The sequence below is a fragment of the Usitatibacter rugosus genome (assembly GCF_013003965.1).
Classification (GTDB): Bacteria; Pseudomonadota; Gammaproteobacteria; order Burkholderiales; family Usitatibacteraceae; genus Usitatibacter; species Usitatibacter rugosus.
Genome location: NZ_CP053069.1, coordinates 4,495,275 through 4,511,916, shown reverse-complemented (window position 1 = coordinate 4,511,916; position 16,642 = coordinate 4,495,275). Strand labels below are relative to the sequence as shown.

The 16,642-nt window shown below is 67.0% G+C and carries 12 protein-coding genes; 9 read left to right on the top strand and 3 right to left on the bottom strand.

What is annotated here, in order from left to right:
* The first annotated feature begins 7 nt into the window (after positions 1-7).
* Entirely contained in the window at positions 8-2,044 is a 2,037-nt protein-coding gene (locus tag DSM104443_RS21430; protein WP_171096001.1) for a M13 family metallopeptidase, read from the top strand.
* Between the two features lie 70 nt (positions 2,045-2,114).
* The gene (locus DSM104443_RS21425; RefSeq protein WP_171095999.1) at positions 2,115-3,842 is read left to right on the top strand and encodes an FAD-dependent oxidoreductase; all 1,728 of its coding nucleotides are present in this window, start codon (positions 2,115-2,117) and stop codon (positions 3,840-3,842) included.
* Here DSM104443_RS21425 and DSM104443_RS21420 read toward each other — a convergent pair.
* Both DSM104443_RS21420 and DSM104443_RS21415 read right to left on the bottom strand, forming a co-directional pair.
* Positions 3,796-5,595: an ATP-binding cassette domain-containing protein gene (locus DSM104443_RS21420; RefSeq protein ID WP_171095997.1), complete on the bottom strand. Its 1,800-nt coding sequence runs from the start codon at positions 5,593-5,595 to the stop codon at positions 3,796-3,798. The genes DSM104443_RS21425 and DSM104443_RS21420 overlap by 47 nt on opposite strands.
* A 4-nt stretch (positions 5,596-5,599) precedes the next feature.
* Entirely contained in the window at positions 5,600-7,564 is a 1,965-nt protein-coding gene (locus DSM104443_RS21415) for a S9 family peptidase (protein ID WP_171095995.1), read from the bottom strand.
* A gap of 129 nt (positions 7,565-7,693) precedes the next feature.
* On the opposite strand from DSM104443_RS21415, the gene DSM104443_RS21410 reads away from it, so the two are divergent.
* Genes DSM104443_RS21410 through DSM104443_RS21400 form a run of 3 tightly spaced genes read left to right on the top strand, consistent with a single transcriptional unit; the run spans position 7,694 to position 10,246 of the window.
* Positions 7,694-8,608 carry a YcjF family protein gene (locus DSM104443_RS21410; RefSeq protein WP_171095993.1) on the top strand — a complete coding sequence of 305 codons (915 nt, stop codon included), beginning with the start codon at positions 7,694-7,696 and terminating at the stop codon, positions 8,606-8,608.
* A 33-nt stretch (positions 8,609-8,641) separates the two neighbouring features.
* The gene (locus DSM104443_RS21405) at positions 8,642-9,826 is read left to right on the top strand and encodes a CaiB/BaiF CoA transferase family protein (protein ID WP_171095991.1); all 1,185 of its coding nucleotides are present in this window, start codon (positions 8,642-8,644) and stop codon (positions 9,824-9,826) included.
* 3 nt (positions 9,827-9,829) lie between these two features.
* On the top strand, positions 9,830-10,246 hold the full coding sequence (locus DSM104443_RS21400) for a hypothetical protein (protein WP_171095989.1): 417 nt from the start codon (positions 9,830-9,832) through the stop codon (positions 10,244-10,246).
* A gap of 33 nt (positions 10,247-10,279) precedes the next feature.
* Here DSM104443_RS21400 and ppc read toward each other — a convergent pair whose 3' ends face one another.
* A complete protein-coding gene (gene ppc, locus DSM104443_RS21395) occupies positions 10,280-13,036 on the bottom strand; it encodes a phosphoenolpyruvate carboxylase (protein ID WP_171095987.1) in 2,757 nt (918 codons plus the stop codon).
* A 25-nt stretch (positions 13,037-13,061) separates the two neighbouring features.
* Here ppc and DSM104443_RS21390 point away from each other — a divergent pair, with 25 nt between their 5' ends.
* The 4 genes from DSM104443_RS21390 to DSM104443_RS21375 are packed head-to-tail and all read left to right on the top strand — an operon-like array spanning position 13,062 to position 16,641.
* Positions 13,062-13,997, top strand: a complete 936-nt coding sequence (locus tag DSM104443_RS21390; protein ID WP_212756837.1) for a hydroxymethylglutaryl-CoA lyase — start codon at positions 13,062-13,064, stop codon at positions 13,995-13,997.
* Between the two features lie 18 nt (positions 13,998-14,015).
* On the top strand, positions 14,016-15,029 hold the full coding sequence (locus DSM104443_RS21385) for an ABC transporter substrate-binding protein (RefSeq protein ID WP_171095982.1): 1,014 nt from the start codon (positions 14,016-14,018) through the stop codon (positions 15,027-15,029).
* The gene (locus DSM104443_RS21380) at positions 15,029-15,835 is read left to right on the top strand and encodes an ABC transporter ATP-binding protein (RefSeq protein WP_171095980.1); all 807 of its coding nucleotides are present in this window, start codon (positions 15,029-15,031) and stop codon (positions 15,833-15,835) included. The genes DSM104443_RS21385 and DSM104443_RS21380 overlap by 1 nt, the downstream gene beginning before the upstream one ends.
* Positions 15,832-16,641 carry an ABC transporter permease gene (locus tag DSM104443_RS21375; protein WP_212756835.1) on the top strand — a complete coding sequence of 270 codons (810 nt, stop codon included), beginning with the start codon at positions 15,832-15,834 and terminating at the stop codon, positions 16,639-16,641. Before DSM104443_RS21380 ends, DSM104443_RS21375 begins: the two co-directional genes overlap by 4 nt.
* The last annotated feature ends 1 nt before the right edge of the window (position 16,642 follow it).

The following is a 16,642-nucleotide window of genomic DNA, read 5'->3' as shown; positions in this document are numbered from 1 at the left end:
ACGGATCATGCGCAAGCTCCTCCTCCCCCTGCTCCTCGCCGCCGCCGGTGCCTCCGCCCAGCAGGACGCACCGGTCACCACCTTCCCCTACACGCCCGGCCTCGACGTCAACGCCATGGATCGCACCGCGGATCCCTGCGTGGACTTCTACCAGTTCACCTGCGGCGGCTGGGTGAAGAACAACCCGATTCCCGCCGACCAGGCGAAGTGGAGCGTGTACGGCAAGCTCACCCAGGACAACCAGCGCTATCTCTGGGGCATCCTCGACGAGCTCGCGAAGAAGACGGACGGCCGCGACGCCAACCAGCAGAAGATCGGCGACTTCTTCGCGTCGTGCATGGACGAGGCGCGCATCGAGAAGCTCGGCAACACGCCGGTGCAGACCTACCTCAACCTCATCCGCGACATGTCCACCAAGAAGGACCTCCCGCGGGTGCTCGCGAAGCTGCATCTGCTGACCGGTGAGGGCGGCTTCTACTTCTCCTTCGGGTCGAACCAGGACTTCGCCGATTCCGAGCAGGTCATCGCGTTCGCGAGCTCGGGCGGCCTGGGCCTTCCGGACCGCGACTACTACCTCAAGGACGACGAGAAGTCGAAGGGCATCCGCGAGAAGTACGTCGCGCACGTCGCGAAGATGCTGGAGATGATCGGCGACAAGCCGGCCGATGCGAAGCGCAACGCCGACACGGTGATGAAGATCGAGACCGCGCTCGCCGGCGCGTCGCTCACGCGCGTCGAGCGCCGCGACCCGTACAAGATCTTCCACAAGATGGACCTCGCGGGCCTCCAGGCCCTCACGCCCGGCTTCGACTGGACGGTCTACATGCGCACCACGGGGCTGCCCAAGGTGGGTGCCGTCAACGTGACGCAGCCCAAGTTCTACGAGGAGCTCGAGCGGCAGTGGAATTCCAACACGCTCGCCTCGATCAAGACGTACCTGCGCTGGCACACCGTGAGCGCCGCGGCGCCGCTGCTCTCGTCGAAGTTCGTCGACGCGAACTTCGAGTTCTATTCGAAGACCCTGCGCGGGGTGGAGAAGCTGCGCCCGCGCTGGAAGCGCTGCGTGACGCAGGTCGACGGCCAGCTGGGAGAAGCGCTGGGCCGCGAGTTCGTGAACCGCGCGTTCAGCCCGGACCTGAAGGAGAAGACGCTTCGCATGACCAAGCAGATCGAGACCGCGATGGACAAGGACATCGACGGCCTCGACTGGATGAGCGCCCCCACGAAGGTCCGCGCCAAGGAGAAGCTGCACACCATCGTGAACAAGATCGGCTACCCCGACACGTGGCGCGACTACGGCCTCGTGCAGGTGAAGCGCGCCGACTACTTCGGCAACGTCGAGCGCGCCACGCTCTTCGAGACGAAGCGCCAGCTCGCGAAGATCGGCAAGCCGCTCGACCGCAAGGAATGGGCGATGACGCCGCCCACGGTCAACGCGTACTTCGATCCGCAGATGAACGACATCAACTTCCCCGCGGGCGTACTGCAGCCGCCGCTCTTCGACCCGAAGATGGACGACGCGCCCGGCTACGGCAACACGGGCGGCACCATCGGCCACGAGCTCACGCACGGCTTCGACGACGAGGGCCGCAAGTTCGACGCCAAGGGCAACCTGAAAGACTGGTGGGGCCAGGCCGACGAGAAGGCGTTCGAGGACCGCGCGCAGTGCATCCGCGACCAGTACTCCACGTACACGATCGTCGACGACATCAAGATCAACGGCGCGCTCACCTCCGGCGAGGACATCGCGGACCTAGGTGGCCTCATCCTCGCGTGGATGGCCTGGAAGGAGCAGACGGCGAACCAGCGGCTCACGCCCATCGAGGGCATGACGCCCGAGCAGCGCTTCTTCGTCGGCTATGCGCAGTGGGCGTGCGAGAACGAGCGTCCCGAGAACGCGCGCGTGAAAGCCATCACCGATCCGCACTCGCCGGGCAAGTACCGCGTAAACGGCCTCGTCGTGAACATGCAGCAATTCCAGGAGGCGTTCTCCTGCAAGGCGGGCCAACCCATGGCCCCGGAGAAACGCTGCCGGGTCTGGTAATAAATGGGGTCAGACTCCATTTGAGTTAATTCCGTGATTAACTTGAGTGGAGTCCTTCCCCGCTATTGCCATGGCCGACGCAACCCGATCCGAAGCCGCTGACGCTTTCCTCCGCACTCGCCAGGACGATGCCTTTCCGGTGCTGCCGGAAGCGGCGATCGAACGGATGCGCCGCTATGGTGCGGTCCGCCGCTTCAAGTCGGGCGAGCCGCTGTTCGAGATCGGCAAGCCCACGCCCGGCATGTTCGTCCTGCTGTCGGGTGGGGTAAAGATTTCCACGCGCGACGGGCACCACCGCCCGATCGACATCACGACGTACACGCAGCGCGGCCACTTCACGGGCGAGGTGGGCCAGCTCGCGGGCCGGCCGGGGTTTGTCGATGGCACGGCCACGGGGGACACCGAGACGATTCTCATCGCACCGGATCGGCTCCGGGCCCTGCTCGTCGACGAAGCGCTGGTGGGTGAGACCATCATGCGTGCGCTCATCGTCCGCCGCGTGGGGCTCATCAAGCGCGGTGCCGGTGGGCCGACGATCCTCGGATCCGAGAGCTCGCCCGACGTGGTTCGCCTTACCAACTTCCTGCGGCGTGCGGGGTATCCGTACGAGGTGCTCGACCCCACGACCGATCACGAGGCCGAGGCCTGCCTGGTGAGCATCCACGCCGAGCGTGTCGAGCGCGAGCTGCCGATCGTCCTGTGTCCCGACGGCACCATCCTCTACAACCCGGCCAACGACGAGCTGGGCAAATGCCTCGGCATGCTCGTGACCGGCGGCGAGGACGGCATCTTCGACGTGGTGGTGGTCGGGTCGGGCCCGGCAGGTCTCTCCACGGCGGTGTACGCCGCCTCGGAAGGCCTCTCGGTGCTGGTCATCGATGCCAACGCGTTCGGCGGCCAGGCGGGCGCCAGCATGCGGATCGAGAACTACTTCGGATTTCCCACGGGCATCGAAGGCATGGCGCTCTGCGCCCGCGGCTTCAACCAGGCCGTGAAGTTCGGCGCGCAGACGATGATCCCGATGCGCGTGACGAAGCTCGACTGCGAACGGACCTCGTCCCACGAGCCGATTCGCCTCGACCTCGCCGACGGACGGAAGCTGCGCGCGCGCACGGTCGTCATCGCCACCGGCGCTTCCTACAAGCGTCTCGCGCTCGACAACCTCCACGAATTCGAGGGCCGCGGCGTTTCGTTCTGGGCCTCTCCCATCGAGGCCAAGCTGTGCCACGGCCGCGAAGTCGTGCTGGTGGGCGGCGGCAACTCCGCGGGCCAGGCCGCCGTATTCCTGGCGGCGCACGCGGCGAAGGTCTGGATGATGGTGCGCGCGTCCGGCCTCGAAGCCACGATGTCGAAGTACCTCATCGACCGAATCCGGAGCACGCCGAACATCGAGCTGCTCACGCGAACGGAGATCACGAAGCTGGAGGGCGGGGCCGAAGGCCTCGAGTACGTGACCTGGCGCTGCCGCGACACGGGCGAGAGCGATCGCTGCGAGGTTCGCAACGTCTTCCTGTTCGTGGGCGCGGATCCGGCGACCGGATGGTTGCGATCCTGTCCCGTCGAGCTCGATGCGAAGGGCTTCGTGTGCACGCAGCCGGGCTCGCTGCAGACCAACGTGGAAGGTGTCTTCGCCGTGGGCGACGTGCGCGCGGGCTCCACGAAGCGCGTGGGCGCCAGCATCGGCGAGGGCGCCAATGCGGTCGCGCAGATCCACGCCTACCTCGCCGGGATCGGCGCGGTCGTCGCGCCCGCTACTTCCGCGACTCCAGCAGCTCCCATCGCGCAAGCAGCGTCGTAAGCTCGGCGTCGATCGCCTCGTTGCGCTGGTTGAGCGCCTTCACGTCGATCGTGCGGTCGGCGTAGGTGGCGGGATCGGCGAGCTTCGCCACGATCGCCTTCTGCTCGGCCTCGAGCGCCTCCATCTTCGCGGGGAGCGCCTCCAGCTCGCGCGTTTCCTTGAACCCCATCTTCGGACGCTTCTTTGCGGGCGCCTCGGCCACGGCAGGCTTCGACTCGTCGCGCGCCTTCGCCGCCGCGTCGCGCACCATGCCGGCCTTCACCCGCTGCCAATCGGAATAGCCGCCGGCGTATTCCAGCCAATGTCCGTCGCCTTCGAACGCGATCGTCTGCGTGACGACGTTGTCGAGGAACGCTCGGTCATGGCTCACGAGCAGGATCGTTCCCGAGTAGTCCTGCAGCAGCGACTCGAGGAGCTCCAGCGTGTCGATGTCGAGGTCGTTCGTGGGCTCGTCCAGCACCAAGACGTTCGCGGTGCGGGAAAAGAGGCGTGCCAGCAGCAGGCGATTGCGTTCACCGCCGGAGAGCGACTTCACCGGCGAGCGCGCGCGCTCGGGCGGGAAGAGGAAGTCGCCGAGGTAGCTGATCACGTGCCTGCGTCCGCCGTCGACCTCCACGAAGTCGCTGCCGGGCGAGATGGTGTCGGCGAGCGTGGCCTCCTCGTCGAGCGCGGCGCGGAACTGGTCGAAGTAGGCGACCGCCACTTTCGTGCCTCGGCGCACGGTGCCCGAGTCCGGCTCGAGCTCGCCCAGGATCAGCTTCAGCAGCGTGGACTTGCCGGTGCCGTTGGGACCGATGAATCCGATCTTGTCGCCGCGCATCACGCGGTCGGAGAAATCCACGACCACGCGCTTCTCGCCGAAACTCTTGTTCACGTGCTCCAGCTCGGCCACGAGCTTTCCGGATCGCTCGCCCTCCGCCACCGCGAGCCCCACCTTGCCGAGGCGGTCGCGGCGCGCGGCGCGCTCGAGGCGCAGCGCTTCCAGGCGGCGCACGCGGCCTTCATTGCGTGTGCGGCGCGCCTCGACGCCCTTGCGGATCCACTGTTCTTCTTGCGCGAGCAGCTTGTCGAACTTGCGGTTCTCCACCGCCTCGATCGCGAGCTGCTCGGCCTTGCGCGTCTCGTAGGCGCTGTAGTTGCCGGGATATCCCAGCAGCCGGCCGCGGTCGAGCTCGACGATGCGTTGAGCCACGTCGTCGAGGAAGCGCCGGTCGTGCGTGACGAAGAGCACGGCGCCGCGGAACGCGACCAGCGTCTGCTCCAGCCATTCAATGGAATCGACGTCGAGGTGGTTGGTGGGCTCGTCGAGGATCAGCAGGTCCGGTTCGTGCACCAGGGCGCGGGCCAGCGCCACGCGCTTCTTCATGCCGCCCGAAAGCGATTCGACCATCGCCTCGCCGTCGAGCGACAGCCGCCCGAGCGTCATGTCGATGGCGGTCTGGAATTTCCAGCCGTCTTCGCCGTCGAGGGTTCCGGGCACGAGGCTCGAAGCGACGGCCTCCACCACACTCTGGCCCGGCGTGAACGTGGGTTCCTGCTCGACGCTCGCGATCTTGGCGCCGGGCGAGAGCCACACCTTGCCGTCGTCGGGCGCGGCGGCGCCCGCGACCAGCTTCAGCAGGCTGGACTTGCCGGTGCCGTTGCGGCCGATGAGGCCGACGCGTTCGCCCGCCTCGAGCACCAGGTCCGCGTGGTCGAGGAGGGGAACATGTCCGTAGGCGAGCGAGACGCTCGTGAGCTGGAGGAGCGGCACCGGATCACTTCGCCCCGACGACCTTCACGACCGCGGTCGAGCCCGGCATCTTGTCGCCCTGCATCGGCTCGCTGCGACCGCCCAGGCACTGCGCGAGGAAAGCCTCGGAGCGCGCGTTGAAGTCGATGCGGTTCTCCGGGCGCGCGAACCCGTGGCCCTCGTCGCTGTAGACCACGTAGGTCACCGAGCCCTTGTTCTTCTCGATGGCCTCGACGATCTGCTCGCTCTCCGCCTTGTTCACGCGCGGGTCGTTGGCGCCCTGGCCGATCAGCAGCGGCTTCTTGATGCGATCGGCCTTGAAGAGCGGCGACGCCTCGCGCAGCAGCGCCTCGTCTTTCGGATCGTCGATGTTGCCCATGCGCTTGTTGAACGTGGCGCGGATCGTGGTCCAGTACGGCGGGATCGCCTTCAGCAGCGTGCGCAGGTTGGACGGGCCGACGATGTCCACGCCGCAGGCGAAGTAATCGGGCGTCACGGTGAGGCCCGCGAGCACCGCGTAGCCGCCGTAGGAGCCGCCCATGATCGCGACCTTCTTCGGATCGACGTAGCCCTGCTTGACTGCCCATTCGGTGGCATCGAGCAGGTCGTCGTGCATTTTCAGGCCCCACTGGCGGTCGCCGGCGTTCAGCCACTGCTTGCCGTAGCCCGTCGAGGCGCGGAAATTCATCATCATCACCGCATAGCCGCGGTTGGCGAGCCACTGCGCGTTGCCGTTCAGGCCCCAGCGGTCGCGTCCCCACGGGCCGCCGTGAACGACCATCACCATCGGGAGATTCTTCGGCTCCACGCCTGAGGGGAGCGTGAGGTAGCCGTGCATCTTGAAGCCGTCGCGCGTGGTGACGACGATCGGCTTCATCTCGGAGAGCGCGAGGCCTTCCAGCTTCGGTTGCGTCGAGAAGAGGTACTGGCCTTTGCGCTCGGCACGGTCCCAGAGGTAGTAGCGCACGGGGCCGCGGTCGGACACGAAAGCGACGAGCCACTTCTTGTCGGCGCGATCGCGGTTGAAGACCTGGAAGTCGCCCTCGGCGAGCTTCGCGATGCCGTCGAAGTCGCCTTGCACCGAAGGATCGATCACCTTCCACGTGCGCCGGCCGGGCTCGAAGCCGACCGCCTGCACCTTCTTCGAGTAAGCGCTGATGAGGTACGGTCCCGCGTCCACCTCGTCGGAGAAGGCGATGACCTTGCCCTTGGCTCCGGCGGCAAACGGTTGCTCGATCACGCGCGTGGTGTTGGTGCCGATCGACGAGGCGACCACCAGCGTTTTGCCGTCCGCGCCGACCAAGAGGAGGTCGAGGTTGTCGTCGGCCCCGGCCTTGAGCAGCGTGCGCCACGGCGCCTTCGTGTTGTCGCGCACGCGAAGCTCCGTCCCGCCATCGGGCGTCTTCGCTTCTGCGGCCACGACGTTCAGCTTGCTGTCGGCCCGCCATTCACCCACGTCGCCGGGGTTCTGCGTATCCAGGGCGAGCGCTCCGGTGGCGAGGTTCACGCGATAGACGTCGAAGAACTTGCGGTCGCGGGCGTTCAGCGAGACGAGGATCTCGCCCGGAACGGAGGCTTCGACCGCGACCAGGCCCGCGCGCGTTCCTTCGACCGGCGTGAAGTCGCGCACGTTGCCGCCCACGAGGTCCACGCCGAAGACGTGGAAGTTCTCGTCGCCGTCGTTGTCCTGCAGGTACAGGAGCGTGCGGCCGTCCTGGGCCCAGGCGTACTGGCGTACGCCGCGCTTCTTGTCGTTCGTGACCTGCTTGGTGTCTTCCTTGCCGATCGTCTGCACCCACACCTGGAGGACGTTCTTCTTGTCCGGGGCGATCCACGCCATGCGCTGGGCATCGGGCGAGAGCGTCGGAGTGGCACGCTCGGGGTTGCCGAACAGGATGTCGCGCGCGATGAGCGGCGGCAGGTCGGCCAGCGCATGGGCGGAGACGAAGAGGGCGCTCGCGGCGCAGAGCCGCGCGAGGAAGGTTTTCATGGGGTCGGAAGGCATGGACGGTGAGGCGCCTATTGTCTCATCCGCGGGGCGTGAAGATTCACGCTCCGTGAACTCCGCGACGTGCCTATCATGTCCGCCCTTTCATTCCCCCAAGCGAGGAAAGCACGCATGAGCCCTGCCGAGAACCGAGCCCTCCTCACGCTGGCCCTGATGGCCGCGTTCGCCGACGGCGACAAGTCGGAGGCCGAGCGCGCGGAATGGAAGCGCATCGCGGATTCCCTCGACCGGCAAGGCCTCGACGCTGCGTCGGTCCACCGCGAGGTTCTCCTGAAGCAGGTCACGCTGGACCAGGCCGTCGCCGCGCTCACCACGCCGGAGAGCCGCCGCTTCGCCTACGAGATGGCGGCCTGCGTGGCGCTTGCCGACGGCCTGGAAGTTCCGGCCGAGCGCGCATTCCTCGACGAGCTGCGCATGAAGCTTGGGCTCGGCGACCATCCGATCCCGCCGCCGATCCCCGTCGCCGCGGTTGCTGCCGGCGCAGGTGCAGGTGCCGCCGCCGCCGCAGGCTACGCGTCCACGAAGTCACCCGCCGAGATGGACGGCATGATCCTCAACTACGCGATCCTGAACGGCGCGCTCGAGCTGCTGCCCGAGAGCCTCGCCTCGATGGCGATCATCCCGTTGCAGATGAAGATGGTGCATCGCGTCGGCAAGGCGCACGGCTTCGAACTCGACCGCCAGCAAGTCGTGGAGCTGCTCGGCGTGCTGGGCATCGGCCTCGGCTCGCAGTATGTCGAGCAGGTGGGCGTGAAGCTGGTCGGCCGCTTCCTCGGTGGTTTCCTCGGCGGCATTGCCAAGCAAGCCGTGAGCTCCGGCATGTCGTTCGCCTCGACGTACGCGCTGGGCCACCTCGCCAAGCGCTACTACGCCGGCGGCCGGAAGTTGTCGACGCAGACGCTGCGCGAGACGTACGAATCGATCCTCGGCGAGGCGAAGGGCCTGCAGTCGCGCTACCTCCCCGCGATCCAGGAAAAGGCGCGCACGCTCGACGTCCGCCAGGTGCTCGCCGAAGTCGGCCGCTAGCCGAGCCGCCCCGGCGCGGGCGACAATCGCGCCATGGGACCGTTGGCGGATTTGAAAGTCGTCGAGCTCGGCACGCTGATCGCCGGGCCGTATTGCGCGCGCTTGATGGCGGAGTTCGGCGCGGATGTCGTGAAAGTGGAGACGCCCGGCGAGGGTGATCCGCTGCGCAAGTGGAGGAAGCTCCACGAAGGCAACTCGCTCTGGTGGTATGCGCAGGCGCGCAACAAGAAATCCGTCGCGGTAAACCTGAAGGCCCCCGAGGGCCAGGAGGTCGTGCGCCGCCTCGTGGCACAGGCCGACATCGTGGTCGAGAACTTCCGCCCCGGCACGCTCGAGAAGTGGAACCTCGGGTACGAGCAGCTCGCGAAGGAGAACCCCAGGCTGGTGATGGTGCGCCTCTCGGGCTTCGGCCAGACGGGACCGTACAAGGACCAGCCCGGCTTCGGCGCCATCGGCGAATCGATGGGCGGCATGCGCTACATCACGGGCTACCCGGATCGCGCACCGGTGCGCGTCGGCATCTCGATCGGCGACTCGCTCGCGGCGATGTTCGGCGTGATCGGCGCGCTGATGGCGATCCACAACCGCACGAAGACCGGCAAGGGCCAGGTCGTCGACGTCGCCCTCTACGAAGCGGTGTTCGCGATGATGGAGTCGATGCTGCCGGAGTACGGCTACGACGGATCGGTGCGCGAGCGCACGGGCTCCGCGCTGCCGGGCATCGTCCCGTCGAACACCTATCGCTGCAAGGACGGGCAGTACGTCGTCATCGGCGCCAACGCGGATTCCATCTTCAAGCGGATGATGCGCGGCATTGGCCTGCCCGCGCTCGCCGACGATCCCGAGCTCGCCGACAACGCGGGCCGCACGCGGCATACGGAACGCCTCGACAAAGTGATCGGCGACTGGTGCGCGAGCGTCACGCTCGACGAGGCGCTCGCCGTGCTCGCGAAGGCCGAGGTTCCGTCGGGCCGCATCTATTCGATCGCCGACATCGCGAAGGACCTGCACTTCCAGGCGCGCGGCATGATCGAGCGCCACAAGCTGGGCGAGCGCGAGCTGGTGCTCCCGGGCATCGTGCCGAAGCTCTCCGAGACTCCGGGCGGAACAAAGTGGATCGGCCCGCGCCTGGGCGAGCACACCGACGAGGTCCTCGCATCCCTCGGCTACTCCGCCGCCGACATCGCGCGCCTGCACGCGGCCGCAACCGTGGGATAGACGATGCTTCGCGACTTCCGCCGCAGCTTCGAGTACTACCTCCACAATCCTCCCGAGCTGCCGCTGCAGATGGCGGCCTGGTGGGGCCGCCAGTCGCCGGAGAGCCACGTGGTGATCGGCATCTTCCTCGGCTTGTGCGCCCTCTACGCGCTGGCCTATGTGCGGCCGATCGTGGGGTCGTTCCTCGCGATCTTCTTTCCCTACTCGTGGATCAACACCGGCCGCATGCGCGCGTTCTTCTTCCGCGGCACGCAATCGGAGTTCGAGCAATCGTGGAAAGCGCGGGGACAACCCACCAACGCGCGCTGGCGCTATCTCTTCGACGTGTTCTATTACACGGGGCCGCTGCTGGTGGTGGCCATCGGCCTGGCGATCTGCTTCATCACGCTCGTGGGATACCCCAGCCCGCTGGGCGACTGAATCGTCACCCCCGCGCAGGCGGGGGCCCAGCCCTCAACCAGAATTGCGCAGGCCTGCGGCGAGTCCGTTGATGGTGAGGTGGATGCCCCGCTTCACCTTGTCGTCCACCTCGCCGGCGCGGAAGCGCTTGATGAGCTCCACCTGCAGGTGGTTCAGTGGATCGAGGTAGGGGAAGCGGTTGCGGATCGAGCGCGCAAGCGTGGGGTTCGACTCGAGGAAGCCCAGGCTGCCGGTGATCGAGAAGTACGCCCGCATCGTGGCGTCGAGCTCCGTACGGATGCGCGAGAAGATCGCCTCGGCGAGCACGGGATCAGGCACCAGGTCCTTGTAGCGCGCGGCCACCGCGAGGTCCGTCTTGGCGAGCAGCATCTCGAGGTTGGAGAGCATCGCGCGGAAGAACGGCCACGAGCGCCACATCTCCGAGAGCAGCTCCTGCCCGGCCGGGCCGCGGCGCACGAGGAAGGACTCCACGGCGCTGCCAAAGCCGAACCAGCCCGGCAACATCACGCGGCACTGCGCCCACGAGAACACCCACGGAATGGCGCGAAGATCCTCGATGCGCACGGAAGCCTTGCGCGAGGCCGGCCGCGAGCCGATGTTGAGCTCCGCGATCTCGCCGATCGGCGTGGAGGCGCGGAAGTAATCGACGAAGCCGTCGGTCTCGTACACGAGCTCGCGATAGGCCTTGAAGGCCGTGGCGGAGAGCTCGTCCATCACGACGTGGTAGTCCTCGTGCTTGGCGTGGGGATCGGAATCCATCATCGCGCGCACCGTCGCCGCCACCAGCGCCTCGAGGTTGCGCTGGCCGATGTCGCGGTTCGAGTACTTGCTCGCGATCACCTCGCCTTGCTCGGTCAGGCGCAGCTCGCCTTGCACGCTGCCGGGGGGCTGGGCGAGGATGGCCTCGTAGCTCGGACCGCCGCCGCGGCCCACGGTGCCGCCGCGGCCGTGGAAGAAGCGCATCTTGGTGCCGGCCTGCTTGAAGACCTGCACGAGCGCGACCTCGGCCTTGTAGAGCTCCCAGTTCGACGTGGTGTAGCCGCCGTCCTTGTTGCTGTCCGAGTACCCGAGCATGACTTCCTGCACGGCGCCCAGCGACTTCACGATCGACTTCGCCTCGGGAAGCGCGAACCATTCGCGCATCGTGTCCGGCGCCGCGCGCAGGTCGCGGATGGTCTCGAAGAGCGGGACGATCTGCAGCTTCGACGCGGGCAGCTCGCCCGGGGTGAGCAGGCCCACTTCCTTCAGCAGCACCGCGACCTCGAGCATGTCCGAGACGCTCTCGGCCTTCGAGATCACGTACTGGCGGATCGATTCGGCGCCGCGCTGCCGATGCACCGCCGCCGCGGTTTCCAGGATGGCGAGCTCGCCCTTGGTGAGGTCGGAATACGTGGCGAAGGACGAGCGCAGCTGCCGCGGCGACGCGAGCTCGGCGCGCAGGATCTTCTGGCGCTGCTCTTCGGGCAGCGTCACGTAGCCCGGCGTGACCTTCGCCTCGCGCAGCAGCTCGGCGATCACCTCCTCGTGGATCTCCGAGTTCTGGCGCAGGTCCACCGTGGCGAGGTGGAAGCCGAAGGCGCCGACGGCCTTGCGCAGCGATCTCAGCCGCCCATCCGCGAGGAGTCCGCCGCCGTGCCCGCGAAGGCTGGTGTCGATCACGTCCAGCTCGGCGAGGAAGCTGGCGGCGTCGGGATACGGATCGGCTTCGCCCAGCGCCGAGCGCTGCTCGGAATGCAGGCCGAAGCTGCGCGCCGTGGACGCGAGGCGCGCGTAGATGCCGGTGAGGGCCCGGCGGTACGGCTCGGACTGGCGATGCGGGGACTTGTCCGGCGAGCGTTCCGCGAGGGCTTCCAGCGCGGGCGTCACGCGCGCGAGCGTGCGCGAGAGCGGCAGCTCGGCCCCCAGCGCGTGCACCTCGGCCAGGTAGTGATCGAAGATGCATTCGCCCTGGCGGCGGAAGGCGTACTCGAGCATGTCCGCGGTGACGAAGGGGTTGCCGTCGCGATCGCCGCCCACCCAGCTTCCGACGGTGAGCACCGGGGGCAGCTCAGGCCGGCCGAAGTCGCCCGGCAGCTGGGCCACGGCGTCCTCGACCTCCGCCTGCACGCGCGGCACCACGTCGATGAACGAGTAGCCGAAATAGGAGAGCGCGTTCTCGATCTCGTCGCGCACCGCGAGCTTCACCGCCCGCAGGATGCGCGTCTGCCAGAGCGTCTCGACCAGCGCGCGCAGCCGCATATCGATGGCGGTCTTCTCTTCCGGGAGGATGTCCGGGTTGTCGCGCTCGCCCAGGCGCGAGGAGATCTCGAGCTGGAGGTCGAGCGTGCTCTTGCGCTGCACTTCGGTCGGATGCGCGGTGAGCACGGGCGTGACGCGCACGCGCGAGAGGCGGGCCAGGGCTTCGTCCTGCTTGGTGCCTCGCTCGCGGGCATCCTGGAACAGGCCGCGCAGCGTGGAGGCGAGCGGCGCGGCGCCCGAACGGCGGTTCGCCCGCCCGCGGCGCAGGTGGTGGCGGTCCTCGGCGATGTTGGCGAGGAGCGAGAAGTAGCTGAAGGCTCGCACGACGACGACGGCCTGGTCGTCGGTCAGGGCATCGAGCGTCCGGGCGAGGGATTTGCGCGAGGCGACGTCTTCCAGGCGCCGGCTGGCCACCGCGAGCTTGCGGATGGACTCGATGAGGTCGAAGGTGAAATCGCCCTCGTGGGAGCGGATGGTGTCGCCCAATATCCGGCCCAGGAGGCGAATGTCGTCCCCGAGGGCTGCGTCCTTGTCGCGTTCCGGCGTATCCATGCAAGGGGAATCGTATAATTCCTCCATGCGCTTGTATATCAATGACGTGGCCGTCCGGGACGGTTTCCAGATCGAACCGCGGTTCGTCCCCACCGCCACCAAGGTCGAATTGGTCGACCATTTGTCGCGAACAGGCCTCCACAAGGTGGAGGTGACCTCGTTCGTGTCCCCCAAGCTGGTCCCCGCGCTCGCGGATGCTAACGACGTCCTGGCGGGCATCGAGCGGGTCCCCGGCGTGGTCTACGTGGCACTGGTCCCGAACATCCGGGGCGTCCAGAACGCGGCGGCCACGACGAAGAAGCCCGACGAGGTGAACGGCGTCGTCTCGGCCTCGGAGACCCACAACCGGGCCAACATCAACCGCACCCACGAGCAATCCCTTGCCGAGCTGCCGACGATGGTGAAGGTGGCCCACGACGCCGGCATGAAGATCACGATGTCGCTGTCCACCGCGTTCGGCTGCCCTTTCGAGGGCCACGTCGCCGAGGACATGGTGCTGCGCTTCGTCGAGCACTTCCACGAGTTCGGCTTCGACGGCGTCTCGATCGCGGACACCACTGGCATGGCCAACCCTCGGCAAGTCGAGGAGCTCACCCGCAAGGTGCTCGAGCGCTTCCCCGCGCCCAACGAGACGTACTACACGCTCCACTTCCACAACACGCGCGGCATGGGGCTTGCGAACGTGATCGCCGGCATCGCCGCGGGCGTGCACTCCTTCGACGGATCGCTCGCCGGGCTGGGCGGCTGCAACTTCGCACCCGGCGCCACGGGCAACATCTGCACCGAGGACATGGTGAACATGCTGGAAGACATGGGCTACGACACGCGCGTGGACATCGCGAAACTGATCGCGTGCGCCCAGCTGATCCCCGGTATCGTCGGGCACGAGGTGCCCGGGCAGGTCATGAAAGCCGGCGTCACGATGCACCTGCACGAGATTCCGGAATCGCTACGACAATAAGCAACTGAGGAGAAACCGATGAAGAAGCTCGTCCTGCTCGCCGCCGGATTGCTCGCCGCGGCCGCCGCCTTCGCACAGGCGCCGGAGCAGAAGAAGGTCACCATCGCGGTCGGCGGCAAGAACCTCTTCTACTACCTGCCGCTCTCGGTCGCCGAGCGCAAGGGCTACTTCAAGGAAGAAGGCCTCGAGGTCGAGATCCCCGACTTCGCCGGCGGCGCCAAGGCGCTGCAGGCCCTGGTGGGCGGCTCGGCCGACATGGTCTCGGGCGCCTACGAGCACACCATCAACATGGTCGCGAAGAAGCAGCCGATCAAAGCCGTCGTGCTGCAGGCCAAGTACTCGTCGATCGTGCTGCTGCTGCCGAAGGACAAGGCGGCCAAGTACAAGAACGGCAAGGACCTGAAGGGCCTCAAGGTGGGCGTCACGGCCCCGGGCTCTTCCACGAACATGTTCGTGAACAACCTGCTCGCCAAGGATGGCTTGAAGCCCACCGACATCTCGGTGGTGGGCGTGGGCACCGGCGCGGGCGCCTTCGCCGCGATGGAGAAGGGCGAGATCGACGCGATGAGCAACCTCGATCCCGTCATCTCGCAGCTCGAGGCCACGGGCAAGTACGTGGCCGTCGCCGACAGCCGCACCGAGAAGGGGATGAAGGACATCTACGGCGGCGACTATCACGCCTCCGTGATCTACATCACCGACGAGTACATCAAGAAGAACCCGCGCACCGTGCAAGCCGTGGTGAATGCGATGGTGCGCGCCGACAAGTGGATCGCGAAGGCCACGCCGCAGGAGATCGTCGACCTCATGCCCGCCGAGTACAAGGCCGGCAACCCGTCGCTCTACAAGGACGCCCTGCTGAAGAACATGATCGGCTACTCCGAGGACGGCACGCTTTCGCTCAAGGCCGCCGAGAACGTCTACAAGGTGCTGGTGCAGTTCGAGCCCTCGGTGAAGGCCGCGGGCAAGCTGGACCTGAACCAGACCTTCGACAACTCGTTCGTGAAGAAGGCCCAGGCGAAGTACAAGTAGTGTCCGCCGCGGTCCTCTTCGACAAGGTCACTTGCACGTTTGCGGGCAAGGCGGGCTCGTACACGGCCGTGAAGGACGTGTCGCTCTCGATCGCCGAGGGCGAGTTCGTCTCCGTCGTGGGACCCACCGGCTGCGGCAAGTCGACGCTGCTCAACGTCGCCGCCGGGCTGCTGAAGCCGTCGTCGGGCTCGGTCACCACGTTCGGCGAGCCGCTTGCGGGCGTGAACCGCCGTGCGGGCTACATGTTCCAGTCCGAAGCGTTGATGCCGTGGCGAAGCTGCCTCGACAACGTGACGGCCGGGCTCGAGTTCCGCGGCGAGGACAAGGCCACGGCGCGCGCGAAAGCCGAGGATTGGCTCGGGCGCGTGGGCCTCGCGGGCTTCGGCGACCGCTACCCGCATCAACTCTCCGGGGGCATGCGCAAGCGCACCTCGCTCGCGCAGATGCTGATCCTCGATCCGAAGATCCTGCTGATGGACGAGCCCTTCTCCGCGCTCGACATCCAGACGCGGCAGTTGATGGAGAACGAGCTGTTGGAGCTCTGGAGCGCCAACCGCAAGAGCGTGCTCTTCATCACCCACGACCTCGAGGAGGCAATCTCGCTTTCCGACCGCGTGGTGGTGCTCTCGGCCGGACCGGCGACCCACCCCATCGGGGATTTCGTGATCGACCTGCCGCGCCCGCGCGACGTGTCCGAGATCCGCCTCTCGCCGCGCTTCATCGAGCTGCACGACAGGATCTGGCACGCGATGAAGGACGAAGTGCTGAAGGGCTACCAGCAGACGAAGAACCGGGTGATCGCGTGAGCCGCGGCAAGCTGCGCATCGTGCAGGTCGTGCTGCTCGTCGGCATCTTCGTGGTCTGGCAGCTCCTCACGGACCCGGAGCTGATCCCGCCCTTCGTGTGGCCGGAAAATGCCGACCGCGCCGCATTCTTCTTCGGCGAGCCGGTGAAGATCTTCAAGGTGATCTGGGAATGGTTCAGCGGCGGCGAGATCTATCCGCACCTGTGGGTGACGCTGCAGGAAACAGCGATGGCCTTCGTGATCGGCTCGGTGCTCGGGCTCGCCGTGGGCCTCTGGCTCGGGCTCTCGCCCACCGCCTCGGCGATCTTCGATCCCTACATCACCGCGATGAACGCGATGCCGCGCGTGGTGCTGGCCCCGATCTTCATGGTCTGGTTCGGCCTCGGCATGGCCTCCAAGGTGGCGCTGGGCGTGACGCTCGTGTTCTTCATCGTCTTCTTCAACGTCTACCAGGGCGTGAAGGAAGTGAGTCCCGTCGTGCTCAGCAATGCGACCATGCTCGGCGCCTCGCGAAGGCAGCTCCTGCGCCACGTGTATTTGCCCTCGGCAACGTCGTGGGTCTTCTCGAGCCTGCACATCTCCGTGGGGATGGCGTTCGTCGGCGCTGTGGTGGGTGAGTACCTCGGGTCGGCCAAGGGCGTGGGCTACTTGATCCACATGGCCGAAGGCGCGTTCGACATCAACACCGTGTACGCCGGCATCCTGGTGCTTACGGCCTTCGCGTTGATCCTCGACTTCGCGGTCACGAAGGCGGAAAAACGCCTGCTCGTCTGGCGCCCGACGCAGGGCGAGACCGAGCCGCTCTGAA